The organism is Rhodoferax sp. BLA1 (genome assembly GCF_013416775.1).
Classification (GTDB): Bacteria; Pseudomonadota; Gammaproteobacteria; order Burkholderiales; family Burkholderiaceae_C; genus Rhodoferax.
This window is the reverse complement of sequence record NZ_SZVI01000012.1, coordinates 508248-529212: the sequence shown is the minus strand read 5'-3', so window position 1 is coordinate 529212 and position 20965 is coordinate 508248. Positions and strand designations below refer to the sequence as shown.

17 protein-coding genes are annotated in these 20965 nt (G+C 58.7%); 9 read left to right on the top strand and 8 right to left on the bottom strand.

The genetic code is table 11. The annotated features are described in order from the left end of the window. Positions 1 to 178 precede the first annotated feature (178 nt). From FDG13_RS15150 to groL, 5 genes are all read left to right on the top strand, one after another. The gene (locus FDG13_RS15150; protein WP_180129289.1) at positions 179 to 862 is read left to right on the top strand and encodes a heavy metal response regulator transcription factor; all 684 of its coding nucleotides are present in this window, start codon (positions 179 to 181) and stop codon (positions 860 to 862) included. Beyond that, a complete protein-coding gene (locus FDG13_RS15145; RefSeq protein WP_255435273.1) occupies positions 853 to 2253 on the top strand; it encodes a heavy metal sensor histidine kinase in 1401 nt (466 codons plus the stop codon). Before FDG13_RS15150 ends, FDG13_RS15145 begins: the two co-directional genes overlap by 10 nt. 319 nt (positions 2254 to 2572) lie before the next feature. Beyond that, positions 2573 to 3196 carry a tyrosine-type recombinase/integrase gene (locus FDG13_RS15140; RefSeq protein ID WP_078363141.1) on the top strand — a complete coding sequence of 208 codons (624 nt, stop codon included), beginning with the start codon at positions 2573 to 2575 and terminating at the stop codon, positions 3194 to 3196. A gap of 539 nt (positions 3197 to 3735) precedes the next feature. Then, entirely contained in the window at positions 3736 to 4026 is a 291-nt protein-coding gene (locus FDG13_RS15135; protein WP_078364254.1) for a co-chaperone GroES, read from the top strand. 85 nt (positions 4027 to 4111) lie between these two features. Continuing rightward, positions 4112 to 5758 carry a chaperonin GroEL gene (gene groL / locus FDG13_RS15130; RefSeq protein WP_078364255.1) on the top strand — a complete coding sequence of 549 codons (1647 nt, stop codon included), beginning with the start codon at positions 4112 to 4114 and terminating at the stop codon, positions 5756 to 5758. 298 nt (positions 5759 to 6056) lie between these two features. Here groL and FDG13_RS15125 read toward each other — a convergent pair whose 3' ends face one another. From FDG13_RS15125 to FDG13_RS15095, 7 genes are all read right to left on the bottom strand, one after another. Beyond that, on the bottom strand, positions 6057 to 6680 hold the full coding sequence (locus FDG13_RS15125) for an HAD family phosphatase (RefSeq protein WP_180129286.1): 624 nt from the start codon (positions 6678 to 6680) through the stop codon (positions 6057 to 6059). A gap of 112 nt (positions 6681 to 6792) precedes the next feature. Beyond that, on the bottom strand, positions 6793 to 8361 hold the full coding sequence (gene pgi / locus FDG13_RS15120; protein WP_180129284.1) for a glucose-6-phosphate isomerase: 1569 nt from the start codon (positions 8359 to 8361) through the stop codon (positions 6793 to 6795). Between the two features lie 2 nt (positions 8362 to 8363). Then, complete coding sequence (gene tal, locus FDG13_RS15115; protein WP_180129282.1) at positions 8364 to 9311, bottom strand: transaldolase; 948 nt, start codon at positions 9309 to 9311, stop codon at positions 8364 to 8366. Positions 9312 to 9397: 86 nt separating this feature from the next. Beyond that, positions 9398 to 10279, bottom strand: a complete 882-nt coding sequence (locus FDG13_RS15110) for an EamA family transporter (RefSeq protein WP_180129279.1) — start codon at positions 10277 to 10279, stop codon at positions 9398 to 9400. Between the two features lies 1 nt (position 10280). Continuing rightward, the gene (locus FDG13_RS15105) at positions 10281 to 11327 is read right to left on the bottom strand and encodes an ABC transporter ATP-binding protein (protein WP_180129277.1); all 1047 of its coding nucleotides are present in this window, start codon (positions 11325 to 11327) and stop codon (positions 10281 to 10283) included. Positions 11328 to 11344: 17 nt separating this feature from the next. After that, entirely contained in the window at positions 11345 to 13555 is a 2211-nt protein-coding gene (locus FDG13_RS15100; RefSeq protein WP_180129275.1) for an iron ABC transporter permease, read from the bottom strand. A 98-nt stretch (positions 13556 to 13653) separates the two neighbouring features. After that, entirely contained in the window at positions 13654 to 14664 is a 1011-nt protein-coding gene (locus FDG13_RS15095) for an ABC transporter substrate-binding protein (protein WP_180129272.1), read from the bottom strand. 381 nt (positions 14665 to 15045) lie between these two features. On the opposite strand from FDG13_RS15095, the gene zwf reads away from it, so the two are divergent. Next, entirely contained in the window at positions 15046 to 16500 is a 1455-nt protein-coding gene (zwf, locus tag FDG13_RS15090) for a glucose-6-phosphate dehydrogenase (protein WP_180129269.1), read from the top strand. Between the two features lie 15 nt (positions 16501 to 16515). Continuing rightward, entirely contained in the window at positions 16516 to 17364 is an 849-nt protein-coding gene (locus FDG13_RS15085) for a MurR/RpiR family transcriptional regulator (protein WP_180129266.1), read from the top strand. Positions 17365 to 17429: 65 nt separating this feature from the next. Here the strand turns inward: FDG13_RS15085 and FDG13_RS15080 are convergent, their stop codons facing one another. Beyond that, positions 17430 to 18644, bottom strand: a complete 1215-nt coding sequence (locus FDG13_RS15080) for a M20 aminoacylase family protein (protein WP_255435272.1) — start codon at positions 18642 to 18644, stop codon at positions 17430 to 17432. Between the two features lie 132 nt (positions 18645 to 18776). Here FDG13_RS15080 and galE point away from each other — a divergent pair, with 132 nt between their 5' ends. Then, positions 18777 to 19796 carry a UDP-glucose 4-epimerase GalE gene (galE, locus tag FDG13_RS15075; RefSeq protein ID WP_370528236.1) on the top strand — a complete coding sequence of 340 codons (1020 nt, stop codon included), beginning with the start codon at positions 18777 to 18779 and terminating at the stop codon, positions 19794 to 19796. 49 nt (positions 19797 to 19845) lie between these two features. After that, complete coding sequence (locus FDG13_RS15070; RefSeq protein WP_180129258.1) at positions 19846 to 20949, top strand: sugar phosphate nucleotidyltransferase; 1104 nt, start codon at positions 19846 to 19848, stop codon at positions 20947 to 20949. Positions 20950 to 20965: the final 16 nt, after the last annotated feature.

The following is a 20965-nucleotide window of genomic DNA, read 5'->3' as shown; positions in this document are numbered from 1 at the left end:
TTTGAATTTTTAGTCAAACCATTTCCTTTCACATCAACATGCAATGAGTAAAAGATGAAGTGTGACCGTTGCCACCTAACAGTTCGATGAGCCGAATATTACATTCTTGTTATCTGTACATCTACGGGACTGTTGCAATCGAAAATGGCACCAGATTAGAAAACATTGAAGGGACGCCATGAAAATCTTAATAGTTGAAGATGAGCAAAAGACCGGGGATTACCTCAAACAAGGTTTGCTTGAAGCGGGGTTTGTCACAGATCTGTTGCGCAACGGGACAGACGGTTTACACAGCGCACTCACTGAAGATTACGACTTGGTCATACTGGATGTGATGCTGCCGGGCATAGATGGATGGGGGGTGTTGGCAGGCATTCGACGCTCAGGCAAGGATATTCCAGTGCTGTTTTTGACGGCCCGCGATCATGTTGATGATCGAGTGAAGGGCCTAGAGCTCGGAGCCGATGACTATTTGGTCAAACCGTTTGCGTTCTCAGAACTGCTAGCCCGTGTTCGAACCCTTTTGCGCAGAGGATCCAAGGTTTCTGCCGCGGACTTCTTGGAGGCATCCAATTTGCATCTTGATTTGATGCGTCGTCGGGTTACCCGTGCTGGAAAGCGCATTGACCTCACAGCCAAAGAGTTCGCACTACTTGAACTGCTTTTACGCCGCCAGGGCGAGGTGTTGCCGCGCTCGTTGATTGCCTCTCAAGTGTGGGATATGAATTTTGACTCTGACACCAATGTGATCGAAGTTGCAATGCGACGTTTGCGCGCCAAGGTAGATGACGATTTCGAACCCAAGCTCATACGCACAATTCGCGGAATGGGCTATGTTTTGGAGAATCCAGATTGCGCCTGAACAGAAAAAGATCAATCACGCTGGAGCTGACTTTACTATTTGCGATTACTTCTACCGTGGTTCTAATGACACTCGGGTTTGTCATTTCCTCAACGGTTGAAAAGCACTTTGAAGAACAGGATATGGAGGTTTTGACGGCCAAAATGACATTGACTCGTCATACCTTTGAAAAATTTGACTCACCAAGTGATCGCCAACAGATTACGCAAGTTCTAAATGATGCACTCGTCGGCCACTATGGTTTGGACTTGATCGTGTATGACGCAAAGGGCGAGACGATCTTTTCCACACCTGACGCTACTTTCCCCAAAGAATTGGTCATGTCAAGCGCCGCCAATCACCCGAACAAACCTTTCAGGTGGCAGTCTGGTGAGCAGTCGTATCGGGGCATTGCCGATGAGGTGTCGATTGGTACTGATCCCGGAGTTAAGGTCATCGTGGCGACATCCATGGACATCATGCATCACTTGGCATACATGCAGTCGTTCGTGCAAACCTTATGGCTGTTTGTCGCAATTGCTGCTGCTTTTAGCGGCTTGCTTGGATGGGTTGCTGTAAGACGTGGACTGCAACCCCTGCGCGCCATGCGCGATCAAGCTCAGGTTGTAACGGCTCAACAGCTCAATCGACGTGTAAAGGTTGATTCAGTGCCAGTCGAGCTAGAGGAACTTGCGCAGTCACTCAATGACATGCTGGCCCGTCTTGAAGAAGCCTTTGAGCGCCTATCCGATTTTTCTTCCGACATTGCGCATGAACTACGTACGCCGGTCAGTAACCTGATGACAGAGACCCAGGTCTCGTTAACGCGAATGCGCAGTGCCGATGAGTACCGTAGCGTTCTTGAATCGAACGCCGAAGAATTGGATCATATGACCCGGATGATTTCTGACATGCTTTTGTTAGCCAAGTCCGAAAACAGTTTGACGGCATCAAGCTGTACCTCAATTACGCTGGCTCAGGAGATCAAAGCTCTCTTTGATTACTATGATGCTGTGGCGGAAGAAAAGGGATTACGGCTCATCCTTGAAGGTGACGCGATCGTGAATGCCGACAGGTTTATGTTGAGGCGGGCCATCGGGAATATTATGTCCAATGCCATTCGACATTCGGCACCAAATGGATCGATTAATGTTTGCATTTCGCAGGAATCCGATTGGGTGTTAATGCGAATTGAAAACACAGGTGATTTCATCCCAGAGGAATATCTGGAACGTATTTTTGATCGATTTTTCAGAGTTGACACTGCACGTCAACGCCGTGACGGAACTGGCCTCGGTCTGGCAATTGCCAAGTCCATCGTCTTAGCACATGGAGGAAGCATTTCTGCAGCCTCATCGACAACCATCACCGCGTTCACAATCAGATTGCCGCGCGTTTCAGCGATGCGGTGATTTTCTATCTGATCATGAGGAATTCCGGTTCAAACGTGAGAACCCAGGCTTGGATCCAGATCCATGGGCAAGCATTTGAAGCCGTGTGAACGCTTTTGCGATGCGATGCCCACGGTGCAATCAATCATGCAAGACATTGCCTTACTGCCATCGTTTGACCGTCCGCTTTGTAGCAGGTAGTTGCGAAAGTCGAATGGCTCTTGTGGGCACCGACAAGCCGATGGCCAATGTCAGCTGTCCGGCATTCCACGGCCGGATCGAATTGACTATTCGCACAACCGGTCCACAGTTGTTCTCCCCCAACTTTTAGGAGATCATTGTGGACACTACAACCGCTTCGCCTGCCAAGATTCCATGGAACAAGGGAAAAATTGTTGGTCAAAAGTCACCTCTCAAGCTCAAAGACATCTGGGCCATCAGGATTCGACTACAGCTCAACAAAAGGACTCGAGAACTGGCGTTGTTTGATCTGGGGCTGGATAGCAAACTCAGGGCCTGCGATTTGGTGAAATTGCGCGTCAATGACATCTGTCATGGTGATCGCGTCTCGACCCGCGCCATCGTCTTGCAACAAAAAACATCATTGCCGGTTCAGTTTGAAATCACACAGCCTACTCGTGAAGCGGTCGAGACCTGGATCAAAGAGTCATCACTGAAGGCGGACGACTACTTGTTTCCGAGCCGCGTTCATGAATCACCACATCTGGGCACGCGACAGTACGCCCGAATTTTGGACAGTTGGATTAAGGAGATCGGTTTAGATCCTGCCCAATATGGAACCCATTCCATGCGCAGAACCAAAGCGACCCTGATCTATCGCCGAACCAAGAACCTTCGGGCAGTGCAACTGCTGCTGGGCCACACCAAAATCGAGAGCACGGTGCGTTATCTGGGAATCGAAGTCGAAGATGCACTGGAGCTCGCCGAGCAGACAGACATCTGATTGACCAGTTTTCTCTTTGACTTGTTGCATCGGGAATGGCGAAAACCCAGCCTTGATCCGTTAGCATTCCAGGCGCCCCCTGCTGAAAGGGATGGATTACTGATGGGGCAAATTGACAGAGTCATTTGGCTGCCGGACAGCGGTCATTCGCGACTGACAGCAACTGGCCCAATCCGGACGCCCACAATTTCAAAGACACGGCCGATGGCATTTAGGTTTCCTGAACGCCTGGCCGCTTCACGCCCCTAAACGTCAGCGCTGGCTGAACTTCGAATCCGGGGGCATCACTATCGAGTTAAGTGAGAAAACTATTGAGTTAGCTGAAACTCGACAACTCGACACATGCCACCTGACAAACACAAGGGAAATGTCAGCCTAGCTCTTGAAAAGCTTTCAAACGCCCTTATCATTAGCACTCGATAGAGATGAGTGCTAACAGCACGGTGTGATGAACACACATCTCTTCAAGACAACAACAGCCCGCTGCCGCAGCTGGCGTTTGCGTTTTAAACCTTGTTTCAAAACTTTAGGAGATCTTTATGAAACTTCGTCCCCTGCACGACCGCGTGATTGTCAAGCGCGTTGAAAACGAAACCCGCACCGCTTCCGGCATCGTGATCCCTGACAGTGCTGCTGAAAAGCCTGATCAAGGTGAAGTGCTGGCCGTTGGCCCTGGCAAGAAGAACGACAAGGGCGAACTCGGCGCGATGAGCGTGAAGGTCGGTGACCGCGTGTTGTTTGGCAAGTACAGCGGCCAGACCGTCAAGGTCGATGGCGACGAACTGCTGGTGATGAAAGAAGACGACCTGTTCGCAGTCGTCGAGAAGTAAGCACTCAATACCAAATAGATAGCTGGTCACGCTTGATTCATGCGGGCTAGCGACTCATTTCACTTAAATATTCTGGAGTCATAACATGGCAGCAAAAGACGTTATTTTTGGCGGCGAAGCCCGCGCACGCATGGTTGAAGGCGTGAACATTTTGGCCAACGCGGTCAAAGTGACCCTGGGCCCCAAGGGCCGCAATGTGGTGTTGGAGCGCTCGTTCGGCGCCCCCACCGTGACCAAGGACGGTGTGTCCGTGGCCAAGGAAATCGAACTCAAAGACAAGCTGCAAAACATGGGTGCGCAGATGGTCAAGGAAGTTGCTTCCAAGACTTCTGACAACGCTGGCGACGGCACCACCACCGCTACCGTGTTGGCCCAAGCCATTGTGCGCGAAGGCATGAAGTACGTTGCCGCCGGTATGAACCCGATGGATCTGAAGCGCGGCATCGACAAGGCTGTGACCGCCCTGATCGAAGAGCTGAAGAAGGCTTCCAAGCCCACCACCACCTCCAAGGAAATCGCCCAAGTCGGCTCGATTTCTGCCAACTCTGACGCCTCCATTGGCGAAATCATCGCCAACGCGATGGACAAGGTTGGTAAAGAAGGCGTGATCACCGTGGAAGACGGCAAGAGCCTGCAAAACGAACTCGACGTCGTTGAAGGCATGCAGTTTGACCGTGGTTACCTGTCGCCCTACTTCATTAACAGCCAAGAAAAACAATCCGCTTTGCTGGACAACCCGTTTGTGCTGTTGTACGACAAGAAGATCAGCAACATCCGTGACCTGTTGCCCACCCTGGAACAAGTCGCCAAGAGCGGCCGTCCGCTGTTGATCATTGCTGAAGATGTCGAAGGCGAAGCCCTGGCAACTCTGGTGGTGAACACCATCCGTGGCATTTTGAAGGTTGTGGCTGTCAAGGCGCCTGGTTTTGGTGATCGTCGCAAGGCCATGTTGGAAGACATCGCCATCCTGACCGGTGGCAAGGTCATCGCTGAAGAAGTGGGCCTGACACTCGAAAAAGTGACTTTGGCTGACCTCGGCTCTGCCAAGCGCATCGAAGTGGGCAAAGAAAACACCATCATCATCGACGGCGCAGGCCCCGCTGCTGACATCGAAGCCCGCGTCAAACAAGTGCGCGTGCAAATCGAAGAAGCGACTTCCGACTACGACCGTGAAAAACTGCAAGAACGCGTGGCCAAGTTGGCTGGCGGTGTGGCCGTGATCAAAGTTGGCGCTGCCACCGAAGTCGAAATGAAGGAAAAGAAAGCCCGCGTCGAAGACGCCCTGCACGCTACCCGCGCTGCTGTGGAAGAAGGCATTGTGGCTGGTGGTGGCGTGGCTCTGCTGCGCGCCAAGCAAGCTGCTGGTGAGATCAAGGGTGACAACGCTGACCAAGACGCCGGCATCAAGCTGGTGCTCAAGGCCATCGAAGCGCCTCTGCGCGAAATCGTGTTCAACGCCGGTGGCGAAGCCTCTGTGGTGGTGAACGCTGTGTTGGCTGGCAAGGGCAACTACGGCTTCAACGCTGCCAACGACACCTATGGCGACATGATCGAAATGGGTATCCTGGACCCGACCAAGGTGACCCGCACCGCCCTGCAAAACGCAGCGTCTGTGGCCTCTTTGATGTTGACCACCGAATGCATGGTGTCCGAGTCTCCGAAGGACGACGCACCTGCTGGCGGCATGCCTGACATGGGTGGTATGGGCGGCATGGGTGGCATGGGCATGTAAGAGCTCCTTGCCTGGCGACCTACAGCGTCGTTGTTTGGGCTTGCCGTACCTCTGGTACTGTCTGCGCCCAAACGCCTAGCTGTAGATCACCATGCGGCGTCGAGTGGCTTTTAAGGCACTCGACTCACCATCAAAAACCCCCGCAGAGTGCAAACTCTGCGAGGGTTTTTACTATGGTTTCAGAAGCTACTCGCCCTTGACCCATAAGGGCTAGAGGCTGTTTTTCCTTATAACGTCACACCTGAGTCGGCACTACGTCGCTAGCGGGAACACCTGCCTTTCAGACCATGTGGACGCGCTACAAGCCCAGCAGGGCCAAATCCGTTTGCAACTGCTGCGCTGAAGTGAAGTGGATGCCGTGCCAACCCAGTGACTGGGCGGTCGTGATGTTGTGTTTGAGGTCGTCGATGAACACGGTGCTGTCGGGAGCCAGGCTGTAGCGGCTTTGCAGCAGTTGGTAAATGGCTGGGTCCGGTTTGATCTGCAGCACATCCCCTGAAAAAATACCGCCGTCAAACCACTGCAAAAACGGGTGATGTTGCTCCAGATAACGGGCATAAAGCACCGGCATGTTGGACAGGAAATACAAACCGCTCACACCATCGCATGCCAGACGGCGCTGGTGCAACTGCGTCAGCACCGCCAGTGACTCCGACATCACCGTCAAGCGTTCACCAATGCCCTGCACCAGGGCCGCCAAGTCCTGCTGCGGCAAGTCCAGCCGCTGGGCGGTGCGTGCCACCACCGCATCGGTTTCCAGCAGGCCTCGGTCAAAGTCGTGCCAGTCGGCATGGCCAAACACCTGGTGCGCCAGCTGCGCGGCCTCGTCGGGTGTGCGCACACGCTGCGGGAAAGTCTGCATCAGCAAGGTGCCGGGTTGCCAGGTGAATAACACCGCACCAAAGTCAAAAACAATGTTCACGAACACATCCTTGTTAACGCCATGGGATGAAGCTGCTGGGCCCGCGCCGGGCGGCTCGGGCCTCTGCCGTTGGCAGAGCGCGGTGTTGTGTCCAACAACACCGCGTGTGGGGTCAAGCCTGCAAACGGGCCAGCAGGCCCGCTGTGGAGCCGTCCAGCCCCGCTGTGTCGCCACTGAGCAGACGAGCCTCGACGTCCTTGGCCAAGACCTTGCCGAGCTCCACACCCCACTGGTCAAAGCTGTTGATGCCCCACAGGCTGCCCGAGACAAACACACGGTGTTCCTGCAAGGCAATCAGCGCACCCAGCGAAGTCGGGGTCAGCTCGTCGAGCAACAGGAAGGTGCTGGGCCGGTTGCCGGTGAAATGTTTGTGGCCACCGGCATCGGTTTTGCCCAACATCAGCGCCTGCGCCTGGGCCAGCACATTGGCCAGCAGCAGGGTGTGGTGGCCAGGCAGGCTGTGCTGTGGTTTCTTGACCGCCACAAACTCCACCGGCACCACGTCGGTGCCCTGGTGCAGCATCTGGAAGTAGGCGTGCTGGCCATTGGTACCTGGTTCACCCCACACCACGGGAGAGGTCGAAAAAGGCAAGGCCTCGCCGCTGGCATCAACCCGTTTGCCGTTGCTTTCCATCTCCAGCTGTTGCAGGTAAGCCGGGTAACGTTTCAGGGCGCAGTGGTAAGGCGCCACACTGCGGCTGGTGAAGCCGTGGAAGTTGCGGTACCAGACATCCAACAGCCCTAAGCGCACCGGCAGGTTCTGCGCCAGCGGGGCCGTGCGGAAATGCTCGTCCATGTCGTGTGCACCGGCCAGAAATTCACGGAAACCGGGCGCACCAATGGCAATCGCCAACGGCAGGCCAATCGCCGACCAGACCGAATAACGCCCGCCCACCCAGTCCCAGAAGCCAAAGGTGGTGCTGATGCCAAAACTGTTGGCGGCCGCCACATTGGTGGTGAGCGCCGCAAAATGCCGCGCGATGTGGGTGCCACCCTGCGCCTCAAACCATGCCTTGGCGCTGTGCGCGTTGGTCATGGTCTCGATCGTGGTGAAGGTTTTGCTAGCGATCAGGAACAAGGTGCTCTCGACCTTGACCTTCTTGAGCACCGCCGCCAGTTCATGCCCGTCTACATTCGAGACAAAGTGAAAACGTTTGCCCGGTGTCACAAATTCGTCGAGCGCCAGCACCGCCATCTGCGGCCCCAGGTCGGAGCCACCAATGCCGATGTTCACCACATCGGTGATGTCGGCGTCGGCCCGCACAGCCTCGGCATAGGCCAGCATGGCGTCCAGCGTGGCATGCACCTGGGCCAACTCAGTCGCTACATTTTTGATATCTTCTCGCCCTTGATCCACAAGGGCTAGAGGCGGATTTCTCAATAACCAATGCATCACAGCACGCTGCTCGGTGCTGTTGATCTTGGCACCGGCAAACATCGCATCACGGTGCGACTCCAACCCGCTTTGACGCGCCAGATCGAGCAACAAGGCCTGGGTGGCCTCGTCGATCAGGTTTTTGGACAGGTCGGCAAACACGTGCGGCGCACTTTGGCTGAAGCTGGCAAAACGCTGGGGGTCCGCCGCAAACTCGGGACGCAGGTCAAAACTGCGCCCGCTGGTTTCAAACCGGGCCTGCAGCGCCGCCCAGCTGGGTGTGCGGTCGCAACGTGTGGTGTTCATGCTTAATGTCCGAGCAAGAGTTGATCCAGTTTGACGGCGTCGGCACAGAAGGCGCGGATGCCCTCAGACAGTTTTTCGGTCGCCATCGCGTCCTGGTTCAGCGCAAAGCGGAAGGAGGCTTCGTCAAAATTCACCGGCTCCATGTCCATCGACTGAGCGGCCTGGGCATCCAGTGCCTTGGCCAGCGGTGCTTCGGTCTCTGCCAACGTGGCCAGCAGGTCGGGACTGATGGTCAGCAGGTCACAGCCAGCCAGTGCCGTGATCTGGCCCACATTGCGGAAGCTGGCGCCCATCACCTCGGTTTTGATGCCAAACTTTTTGTAGTAGTTGAAGATCTGCGCCACCGACTTGACGCCGGGATCATTGACACCGGTGTTGTCGGCTTCGACCCAGGCAGCGCCAGCCGATTTTTTGTACCAGTCGTAAATGCGGCCAACAAACGGCGAGATCAATTGCACCTTGGCCTGGCCACAAGCCACGGCCTGGCAGAACGCGAACAACAAAGTCAGGTTGGTGTGGATGCCACGGCGCTCCAGCTCGGCAGCGGCCTGGATGCCTTCCCAGGTGGAGGCGACCTTGATCAACACGCGGTCGATGTGGATGCCTTCGGCCTGGTACAGCGCAATGATGCGCTCGGCACGGGTGATGGTGGCGTTGGTGTCAAAGCTCAAACGGGCATCCACTTCGGTCGAGACACGACCCGGCACGATGGACAAAATCTCGCAACCAAAACGCACCAGCAGGCGGTCGGTGATCTCATCGAGCGCACGGCCTTGGAAGCGGGTGGCGGTGTCGGTCAGCAGCGACCGGTACTCGGCCTTTTGCACGGCCTTGAGGATCAAGGACGGGTTGGTGGTGGCATCTGTTGGCTGGTAGGCCTCGATCTGCTTGAAGTCGCCAGTGTCGGCAACCACGGTGGTGAATTGTTTGAGGGCGTTGAGTTGGTTCATGAACGGATTATTACGGCATTTGACCCCACTTCATCGCCCGCTTACCACAGTTTCTACGACACAAGCCATAACAAAACTTGTATAGCTCAGCCCAAAGCCAGGGCCATCACCCCCAGTGCAATCGCCAGCGCCCCCACAATCCGCGAGCCCCGATCCCCCTCACCGAGCAGGTGCCCACCAATCAAGGCCGCAAACAACATGCTGACCTCACGCGCCGGGGCCACATGGCTGACCGGTGCCAGACGCACTGCAAATAACACACACACATAAGCCATCGGGCTGAACACCGCCACCACCAGCGCGTAGCGCCACTGAAGCTGCCACAACCGCCAGGCCTCGGCCCGGTTGCGCAGCACCGGCACCACGGCATAAGGCAGGCGCAGGATGTTGCACCAGTAGTCAAACAGGATCGGGGACAGCGCAATCACCTTGACCGCATAAGCATCGAGCACCGTGTAGGCGGCAATCAGGGCACCAGTCAGCAACCCCCAGAACACCCCGGCCAACACCCGCTCACGCCGAGCCGGGTCGTGTGCGGCCTTGAACAGCCCCGGCCCACCAGCAATCAGAAACACCCCCGCCACCACACCGACAATGCCGACCACACCCAGGGCACTCAGGCGTTCACCAAACACCACCACCGCGACAAACGAGGACAGCAGCGGCCCACTACCGCGTGCCAGCGGGTAGACCACGGTCAAATCACTTTTGCGGTAGCCGGTGAGCAGGCAGACAAAGTACACCCAGTGCACAAAACCGCTGGCCGCGATGAACAACCACTCGGTCAGCCCCCACAGCGGCATCACCTCCCAGCCGAGCCAAAGCGCCAGCGGCGACCAGACCACCGCCATGATGATGCAGCTGAAGAACGTGAAACGGGCGTCCCCCTGCGCCTTCTTGGCGACGATGTTCCAGCCGGCGTGGATCAGCGCGCCGACCAGGATCAGCGCGAATGCGAGCCCGGACAAGTCAGCTGGCCTGCACCACCGACACGCCGTGGTCGGCCAGCGTCAGCCCCACCTCGGCGCCCAGCGCCAGCACATCGGTCAAATCGGGCGAGACCACAAAAATCGGCCCGAGCGCGGTGTCAAAGGTGTATTCAAAAAAGCTGCCCAGGTAGGCCAGCTTGCGCAAGGTGGCAGGCAGGCCGCTGCCATCGTGGTGGATGTACCAGGCCTCGGGCCGCACCGCCACCTTGACCTGGCCCGCAGGCACGGTCTGGCGCGAATGGATCTGCAGCGGCCCCAGCTGCACCATGCCAGCGGCGTCAGCCACCCCAGGAAACAACATCGCCTCGCCCATAAAACCGGCCACAAACTCGCTGCTCGGACGCTCATACATGTCTTGGGGTGTGCCGCGCTGGGCAATCAGGCCATCGTCCATGACGATGATCTGGTCACTCACCGCCAACGCCTCACTCTGGTCATGGGTGACATAGGCCACGGTGAGGCGCAGGCGCTGCTGCAAGCTGCGGATTTCTTCGCGCATTTCACGGCGCAGGCGCGCGTCCAGGTTGCTCAGGGGTTCGTCAAACAACAAGACACCGGGCTCCAGCACCAGGGCACGCGCCAGCGCCACACGCTGCTGCTGGCCGCCTGACAACTCGCTGGGCAGGCGGTCGTCATAACCGACCAGACCCACATTGCCCAGGGTCTCCACCGCACGCCGCGCGGCCTCAACCTTCTCGATGCCGGACATCTTGAGGCCATACATCACGTTTTCCAGCACGTTCATGTGCGGAAACAGCGCGTAGCTCTGGAACATCATGCTGACATTGCGGTCCGCCGGTCCGAGGGTGGTGACGTCCTTGCCCAACATCAGAATCTGCCCGCTGGTGGGGGTCTCCAACCCGGCGATCATGCGCAAGACCGTGGTTTTGCCACAGCCGGAGGGTCCCAGAATGGTGGTGAGCGAGCCTTGCTCAATCTCGAAATCCACCCCTTTGATCACCAGTGGCGCACGTTTGTCGATGCCATACCGTTTGGTGATATTTTTGAATTCAACGCCGTAAGTCATGCTTGTCTCTCAGGAAATTAGTGGGCTGCGATGGCGGGCGGCTTCAGGCCGATCTTGCGGCGGCCCAGTTTGCGTTCACCCACCAAGAACTGGATCAGTGCAATCGCCGCCGACATCAGGATGATTAACACGGTGCAATAAGCCAGCGCCACACCGTAGTCGCCGTTGCCCACTCGGCCAATGATGTACGAGGTGGCCAGCTCGTTCTCAGCGGTCACCAAAAAGATCACCGCACTCACCGTGGTCATGGCGCGCACAAAGCTGTAAACCAGCGCGGCCACCAGCGCCGGTTTGAGCAAGGGCAAGACCACATGGCGCAATGTCTGCAAGGTCGAGGCGCGTAACATCACCGACGCCTCGTCAAGCGACTTGTCGAGCTGTTTGAAGGCGGCGGTACCGGCCCGCACACCCACCGGCAGATTGCGGAACATGAACGACAGCACAATGATCAGCCCGGTGCCGGTCAGCTCCACTGGCGGCACATTGAAGGCCAGGATGTAACTCACCCCAAGCACCGTGCCGGGAATAGCAAAAGCCAGCAGGGCCACAAATTCAAAACCGCCCTGACCGCGGAACTCGGTCCGCGCCAACAGGTAGGCAATCAGCAGGCCCACAGCTGCGGTCATCGGTGCGGCCAGCCCGGCGAGCTTGACGGTGGTGAAAAAGGAGTTCCAGGCGGTACCCGCCCAGACCAGCCCAAAGTCGCCCCACTCCAAGCCAAACGCGGTGTTGAAGTGGGCCAGGGTCAAGGTGTAGTCGCGGCCCCAGGTCTGCACAAAACCACCGGCAAAAGCAAACAGGTAAACCACCACGGTGAACGCCAGCCAGGGGTAGACCACCGCGTTGAGCACCCGGCGCACGCCGTCGGGCAGGGCCATCGGGATACCGGCGTCGCCCTTGCCGCTGACGGTGGTGTAGTTCTGTTTGCCCAGCAGAGCGCGTTGCATCGCAAACACCGCCAGCGCAAACATCGTCAGAATCCAGGCCAGCGAGGCCGCCTTGCCCTGGTCATACTGGGCGCCCACAATGGCAAAAAAGATGTCGGTCGACAACACCGAGAACTGCCCGCCCACCACAATCGGGTTGCCAAAGTCGGCAATGCTCTCAATAAATCCCACCAAAAAAGCGTTGGCCAGGCCGGGCTTGAGCAACGGCAGGGTCACGGTGAAAAAGGTTTTGGTGCGGCTGGCACGCAAGGTCTGTGCAGCTTCTTCCATACTCGGCGCCACCCCTTGCACCACACCCCGCATGATCATGAAGGCAATCGGTGTGAAAGCAAACAGCTGGGCAATCCAGATGCCAAACAAACCGTAGAACCAGCGGGTGGGTGGCAAGTCAAACGCATATTCCAGAAACTGGTTGACCACTCCGGCCCGGCCAAACAACAGGATCAGGCCCAGACCCACCACAAACGGCGGCGTGATGATCGGCAGCAGCGCCACCACACGCAGCGGTGTCTGCACCCGTGGCCCGGCACTGCGCTCAGCCAAGAGGGCCATCATGGTGCCCAGAATCACCGTGCCGGTGGCGGTCAGCAGCGCCAGGAACAAGGTGTTCCAGGCCACCCCACAACGCGTGCCACCACTCACACAGCCCAGGCCCCAGACGCGCTCGTTGCCGATGCGCTCAAAAATCGCCGACCAGGCCCAGTGGCCTTCTTCGTTGAGGAACGCACCGTAGAGTGCCTTGGTCACCGGAAAGGCGATGAACAGCAGCAGCAGCACCGAGCAGCCCAGCACCGACGAGGCGATGAACATATCCCCCTTGAAATAGCCCCGGCGCGCCAGCCCAAACGCGGTGAGCATCACCAGCGCCAGCAAGGCGATGAAAGCACCCATGCCAATGCCGTACTGGTTGACCGCCAACTCACCAAATTGCGTGTTCAACGCGGCAAACGACCAGCCCCGGGCGCCAATCATGAAACCACTGGCCAGCAGCCCCACAAAACCCAGCAAGCCCCCACCCAGCAGCCAGCCACTTTGTGACCTGCCTGCCGGCAGCCACAGACTAACGGCGCACAGCCCCAAGCCGACCAGGCCCAGGCCCAGCCAGACACGGCCATGCACCACGGTTTGCACCAGGCCATTGGCGGTGTCCGGGCCCGCAAAAATCTGTGGCAAAACGCTGTACCAGGCAGTGTCCTGGATGGCGTACCACGGCAACAAAAGATAGGCCAGCAGGCCAAGGACGAGCCAGAGGCGGATCGCCTGATTGGGATGTTTGTTCACAAGAAGCTCACGGTAAATCACACAAGGCGGCGCTCAGCGCCGCCGCCAGACCGGGCGCAAGACCCGCTGCGCCCAGGGTTTGAACTGGCAGGGCAGGTTCAACGCGGCAGGGAATTCACTTCCTTTTCCCAGCGGGCAATCAGGCGCTTGCGCTCAGCCGAGGCGCCGTATTTGGCGTAGTCGTAGTTGATGAACTTGATTTTCTTGAAGTCCGGCACCCGGGGGTCGACCTTGGCCGCCTTGTTGGAGGGCACCTGGAACTGCTTGGCCGCAGCCGCCATTTCCTGGGCCGCCGGTGTCAGCGCCCACTCGTAGAACTTCTTGGCGGCATCCATATTGCGCGCACCCTTGATGATGCTCATCGAGCCAATTTCGGCACCGGTGCCGTCGGTTGGCGTCACCGCCTCGATCGGGAAACCATTCATCTTTTCGCCCGGAGCGTCGTGCACAAAACTGATCGACACCATGGTTTCACCACGTGCCACGGCCTTGATCGGGCCGGTGCCACTGCGGGTGTACTGGCTGATGTTGGCATGCAGCTTTTTCAGGTACTCAAACGCCTTGTCTTCCCCCATCAACTGCACCAGCGTGGCCACCATGGTGTAGGCGGTGCCGCTCGAAGCCGGGTTGGCGGACTGGATGTCGCCCTTGAGCGCTGGGTTGAGCAGGTCGGCCCAGGTCTTGGGGGGCTGCATTTTTTTCTTGGCCAACAGCTCGGTGTTGTAACCAAAGCCGAGCGGCCCGGAATAAATACCCACGGTGCGGAAGCCCGACTGTTGCGCTTGCTGCTGGGCCCAGCTCTGCAGCTGGGGCAAGGTCGGTGATTTGTACTCCAGGCTCAGCCCCAGCTCGGCGGCCTGCAGATGCGGGTCACCGGTGCCACCAAACCAGATGTCGGTCTTGGGGTTGTCTTTCTCAGCAATCAGCTGGGCCAGCGCCTCACCGGAACCCTTCATTGAGACATTGATTTTGGTTCCCGTGGTTTTGGCATAGACGGTGCCAATCATGTTGCACCATTCGGCTTGCACCGAACAAATCACGTTCACGGTTTGCGCTTGGACAAACCCACTGGCAGCGGCCAGCACCGACACAACGAACAGTTTTTTCATATCAGCTCCTCAAAAAAATGGTGCCCGTCCAGGTCTTGCTGCGGCCAAAGAGCGACCGCCCCACCCATCAGCAGCCTGCGCTTGGGCGGGATAGGGAACGGGAAAGCGAAGGGGTGCCAAACAGCCCGAATCATGTGCACCCTGGTGTCTGCACCTGGATGGGCAAACAAACCCAGGTTGGTGGTCCAAGTTGTCATGACAGATTCGCTACAAATAAATTACCGTTTGGTGACGGCATCACTGTAATCCCATTTTTGGGGCACGCGCATCGGGGAAACGCCAACAACATGGGCTTCTTGCGCAAAATTGTTACCCGGTTACGAGCTTTGATGAAACGAAGTTACAGTCACGACTCATCCGACCACTCTCACTTTCAGCCTTATGAGTTTTGACCTAGTCCTTTTTGGTGGCACCGGCGATCTGTGCTGGCGCAAGCTGATGCCCGCCTTGTTCCAGGCCTTCAAACACGGCACCCTGCCCGCCGGTGTGCGCATCATTGGTATTGGCCGAGATGACTTGAGCGACGAGCGCTACCGCGCCCTGATCGCCTCGCGTTTTGGCGATGTGGAGCTCGAAAAACGCCCCAGCAGCGAAGAGTTCGACCGCTTCGCCGCGCTGCTGGAATTTGTCAGCATGGACTTGTCCAAGCCCGAGCACTACAGCTTCCTGAAAAACAAACTGGACCAGCGCCAGGCCGACACCGTGGTGATGTACCTGGCGACTGCGCCCAACCTGTTCGCCACCATTGCGGAACAACTTCGCGCCGCTGGCCTGAACACGCCGCACACCCGCATCGTGCTGGAAAAACCGCTGGGCCACGACCTGGCCAGCAACCGCGCGATCAACCACACGGTGGGCCAGGTGTTTTCTGAGCAACAGATCTACCGCATTGACCATTACCTGGGCAAACCAGCGGTGCAGAACCTGTTTGCCCTGCGTTTTGGCAACGCCTTGTTTGAGCCGCTGTGGCGGCGTGAACACATTGCCAACATCCAGATCACGATTGCCGAAGAGCTGGGTGTGGAAAAACGTGGTGCCTTTTATGAGACCACCGGTGCGCTGCGCGACATGGTGCAAAACCATGCCCTGCAACTGCTGTGTGCGATTGGCATGGAGCCGCCGATCAACTCCCACGCCGACGCGATTCGCGACGAGAAGCTCAAGGTGCTGCGCTCCCTCAAACCCTGGACCACGGAAACCCTGGCACAGGACGTGATCCGCGGCCAGTACAGCGCAGGCGCCATTGCGGGCCAGGCGGTGCCGGGTTACCGCGAAGAACTGGGCGTGAGCCCCAGCAGCAACACCGAAACCTTTGTCGCACTGCGCACCGAAATCATGAACTGGCGCTGGGCCGGTGTGCCGTTTTACATCCGCACCGGCAAACGCCTGGCGGGCCGCGATTCCCGCATTGTGGTGAACTTCCGGCCCACCCCCCACGCCATCTTCAACTCGCAGATCGGCATGGCGAACCGGCTGGTGATCAACCTGCAACCCAAGGACGGGCTGGAGTTGCACCTGCTGGCTCAGGCCCAGGACAAACGCCAGAACTCCAACAACCTGGCGCCGGTGCACCTGGACCTGGACTTTGACAAACGTTTTGGCGCCGAACGTGTGGGCGCGTATGAACGCCTGTTGCTTGACGTGATGGACGGCCGCCTGAACCTCTTTGTGCGCAGCGACGAGCAGGAAGAAGCCTGGCGCTGGGTCGAGCCCATCATCGACCACTGGCGCAACGACACCCAGGGCCCGCGCCCCTACGCCAGCGGCACCTGGGGGCCGAGCGCCACCAGCGCCATGATCGCGCGCGACGGCTCCTGCTGGAGCGAAGAATGCTGATTCTGGAGTTACACCATGCTTGACCGTATCCGCGCCTCTCTGCCCTCTTTGGCACCCGCCGAACAACGTGTGGGCAAACTGGTGCTGAGTGACCCACGCGGCTTCACACTGATGCCGGTGAGTGAGCTGGCGGACCGCGCCCATGTCAGCAAACCCACGGTGGTGCGTTTTTGCCGCAGTGTCGGTTACGACGGTCTGAGCGACTTCAAACACAAGCTCGCGGGCAGCGTCAGTGAAGGTGTGCCCTACATCCACCGCAGTGTGGACGCCGACGACAAAACCAGCGACATCATGGTCAAGGTGATCGACAACACGGTGGCGGCCTTCCTCAAATACCGCAACGACGCCTCGGCCAGCGCGATTGAGCGCGCCGTGGACGCCCTCACAGCCACCTACCACGCCGGGCGGCGCATCGAGTTTTTTGGTGTCGGCAACTCAGGCATCGTGGCGCGCGATGCGCAGCACAAATTCTTCCGCCTGGGTATCCACGGCGTGGCCAACAGCGACGGCCACATGCAGGTGATGAGTGCCTCCCTGATGCAACGCGGCGACTGTGTGCTGGTGATCAGCAACTCGGGACGCACCCGCGATCTGATGGACGCCTGTGACATTGCCCGCAAAAACGGCGCCATCGCCATCGTCATCACCGCCAGCGGCTCACCACTGGCCAGCGCTGGCGACATCCATGTGGCCGCCGACCACCCGGAGGGTTACGAGCGCTACAGCCCGATGGTGTCGCGCCTGTTGCACCTGATGATTGTTGACATTCTGGCCACCTGCCTGGCCCTGCGCATTGGCAGCGAGAAATTGCAGCCGCTGCTGCGTGAGATGAAGAACAACCTGCGCAACAAGCGCTACGCCTAGCTTACAAACCTTTTGAGCCTCCAGCCCTTATAGATAAAGGGCTAGTAGCTATTTATTACGCAGCATTAAGCGGTAACCAACGGCATACCCTGCTCCACCAGGCTGGCGTGCAGGGCAGCACCCAGCGGCAAGACCTCGTCGTTGAAGTCGTAGCGGCTGTTGTGCAGATAGCAGCTGCCCAGCCCGTTCTCAGCGCCTTGCCCGAGCCGCATGTAGGCGCCAGGTTTCACACGCAGCATGAACGAAAAGTCTTCGGCGCCCATGCTGGGCTCCAGATCACGCACCAGGTTGGCCGCACCCACCAGGCTCTCGGCCACATCACCTGCAAAACGGGCCTCAGGCGCGGTGTTGATGGTGGCCGGGTACATGCGCTCGTAAGTCACCACGGCATGGGCGCCAAAGGCCTGCGCCACACCGCTGCACAGCTCCTGCAGGCGCCGTTCTACCAAGGACTGCACCGCAGCGGTGAAGGTACGCACCGTGCCCACCAGGGTGGCGCTGCCGGGGATCACACTCATGGCATTCACGTCGCCGGCCTGCAACGCACACAGGCTGATCACCGCGCTGTCCACCGGCTTGACGTTGCGCGACACGATGCTCTGCACCCCGGTGATGATGTGGCCTGCCACCAGCACCGGGTCAATGGTCTGGTAGGGGTGGGCGCCGTGGCCACCTTTGCCGGTGATCTCGATGGTGACGCGGTCTGCCGCCGCCATCATCGGCCCCGGGTTCAGGCCGATGGTGCCCGGGCGCATCGCGGGCCAGTTGTGCATGCCGTAAACCGACTGCACCGGAAAACGCTCAAACAGCCCATCGTTGATCATTTCCTGGGCACCGGCATAACCCTCTTCGCCGGGCTGGAAAATCAGCACGGCCGTGCCGTCAAAACGGCGCGTCTCGGCCAGGTAACGGGCGGCGCCCACCAACATCGCGGTGTGGCCGTCGTGACCACAGCCGTGCATCAGGCCAGGCTTGGACGACTTCCAGGCAAAGTCGTTGTGCTCGGCCATCGCCAGCGCGTCCATGTCGGCACGCAGGCCGATCATGCGGCCAGAGCTCTGGCGCTGGCCCCGGATCACCGCCACCAGGCCGGTTTTTCCAATGCCGGTGTGGATTTCGTCCACACCACACAACTGCAAGGCCTGTTTGACCCGCGCGGCGGTGTAGACCTCTTCAAAACCGAGTTCCGGGTGGGCATGTAAATCGCGCCGCAAGGCGGTGATTTCGGGGTGAAACGTGGCTATGTGCGCAAACGCACGGCCATGAACAACAAAAGACATCATCATCTCCAACAGATTGCTTGTGGCGCATAGCGTAGCGCAAGACAGGCGCCCACAACGGTGGCCGTGAGGCGCAAAAGACGGTCACACAGACCGTCTAAACTCCAAAGGTCACCACTTTCAGGTCAACCGATCATGATTTTCATCACAGGCGGCGCCGGTTACATCGGCTCACACACGTGCGTGGAGTTGCTCAATGCAGGCCACCAGGTGACGGTGTTTGACAACTTCTCCAACAGCCAGCCCGAGGCCTTGGCCCGGGTGGAACGCATCACTGGCAAAAAGCTGAGCTTCATCGAAGGGGACATCCGCGACCAGGCGGCCCTGCAGACGGCGCTGCAGGCCAGTGGTGCCAACGCGGTCATCCACTTTGCCGGGCTCAAGGCGGTGGGTGAGTCGGTGGCGCAGCCGCTGCGGTATTACGACAACAATGTGCTGGGCACCGTGAAGCTGTTGGAGGCCATGCAGGCCTGCAAGGTGAAAACGCTGGTGTTCAGCTCCTCGGCCACCGTGTATGGCGACCCACAGCGCCTGCCACTCACCGAAGACCACCCGCTCTCGGCCACCAACCCCTACGGCCAGACCAAGCTGGTGATCGAAAACATGCTGCGTGAACTCGCCCACAGCGACCCCAGCTGGCAGATCGGCATCCTGCGTTATTTCAACCCGGTGGGCGCCCACGCCAGCGGCCTGATTGGGGAAGACCCGCAAGGTGTGCCCAACAACCTGATGCCTTTTGTGGCCCAGGTGGCCATTGGCAAACGGGCGTTTTTGAACGTCTGGGGCAATGACTACCCCACCCCCGACGGCACCGGTGTGCGCGACTACATCCATGTGGTGGACCTGGCCCTGGGCCATCTGGCCGCGCTGCAAACCCTGCAGCGTGATGGCAAAAGTTTTGCCGTCAACCTGGGCACCGGCATTGGCTACAGCGTGCTTGACATGGTGCATGCCTTTGAGGCCGCCAGCGGCAAACCCGTGCCCTACCAGATCTCACCACGCCGCCCGGGTGACGTGGCCGCCTGTTACGCCGACCCGGCCTACGCCAAGGCCCTGCTGGGCTGGCAGGCCCAGCGTGACCTGCAGGCCATGTGCGCCGACAGCTGGCGCTGGCAAAACGCCAACCCGCAAGGGTATGGCACGGCGGCGTAATTCATCCTTTTTCGGGAGTTTTTAACAATGACAAGCAGAGGTTTTCACCATGGCTAAAGGCATGATTCTGGCCGCCGGACAGGGCACCCGGGTACGACCACTCACCAAGGATTTGCCCAAACCGATGATCCCGATCCTGGGCAAACCGGTGATGGAGTACCTGATCGAACACCTGGCCAGCTACGGCATCAAGGAGATCATGGTCAACGTGGCGTTTAACCACCACAAGATCGAGCAGTATTTTGGTGACGGCCACCGCTGGGGTGTGCAAATTGGTTACGCCTACGAAGGTGTGCGTGAACACGGCGAGGTCACGCCCAAACCCTTCGGCTCGGCCGGGGGCATGCGCCGCATCCAGGACTTCAGCGGCTTCTTCGACGAAACCACCCTGGTGCTGTGTGGCGACGCCATCATCGACCTGGACATTGGCGCAGCGCTCGCCGAGCACAAACTCAAAGGCGCGATTGCCAGCGTGGTGACACTCGATGTGCCCTTGAGCGAGGTGGAGAACTACGGCATGGTGGTGGCCGATGACAACGGCCAGATCCTGTCGTTCCAGGAAAAACCCAAGCCCTCCGAGGCCAAATCCACGGCCGCCAGCACCGGCATCTACATTTTCGAGCCCGAGGTGCTCAAGCTGATTCCGCCCGGCCAGGTCTATGACATCGGCTCACAACTGTTCCCGCAATTGGTGGAGAGCAAGGCGCCGTTTTTTGCGCAGAAACGTTTTTTCAACTGGATCGACATCGGCCGCGTGAGCGACTACTGGGCCGTGTTGCAGCGTGTGTTGCGCGGCGAGGTGGCGCAGATGAACATGCCTGGGCGCGAGGTCAAACCCGGCATCTGGGTCGGCCTGAACACCCAAATCCCATGGGACCAGGTCACCATCGAAGGCCCGGTCTACATTGGCTCGAGCGTGCGCATCGAACCCGGCGCCAGCATCATTGGCCCGAGCTGGATCGGCCACGGTTGCCACATCCGCTCAGGCGCCAAGGTGGTGCGCAGCATCCTGTTCGAATACACCCGCATTGCCGCCGACATGACCTTCAAGGAAATGATCGTCTCGCCCACCTACTGTGTCGACCAGTCCGGCGAAACCCTCTACCGCGGTGATGAAACCGCGCAATTGCGCTGGGGCGATTCCCGCGCCTGAGCCGAGGTCCTCTGAA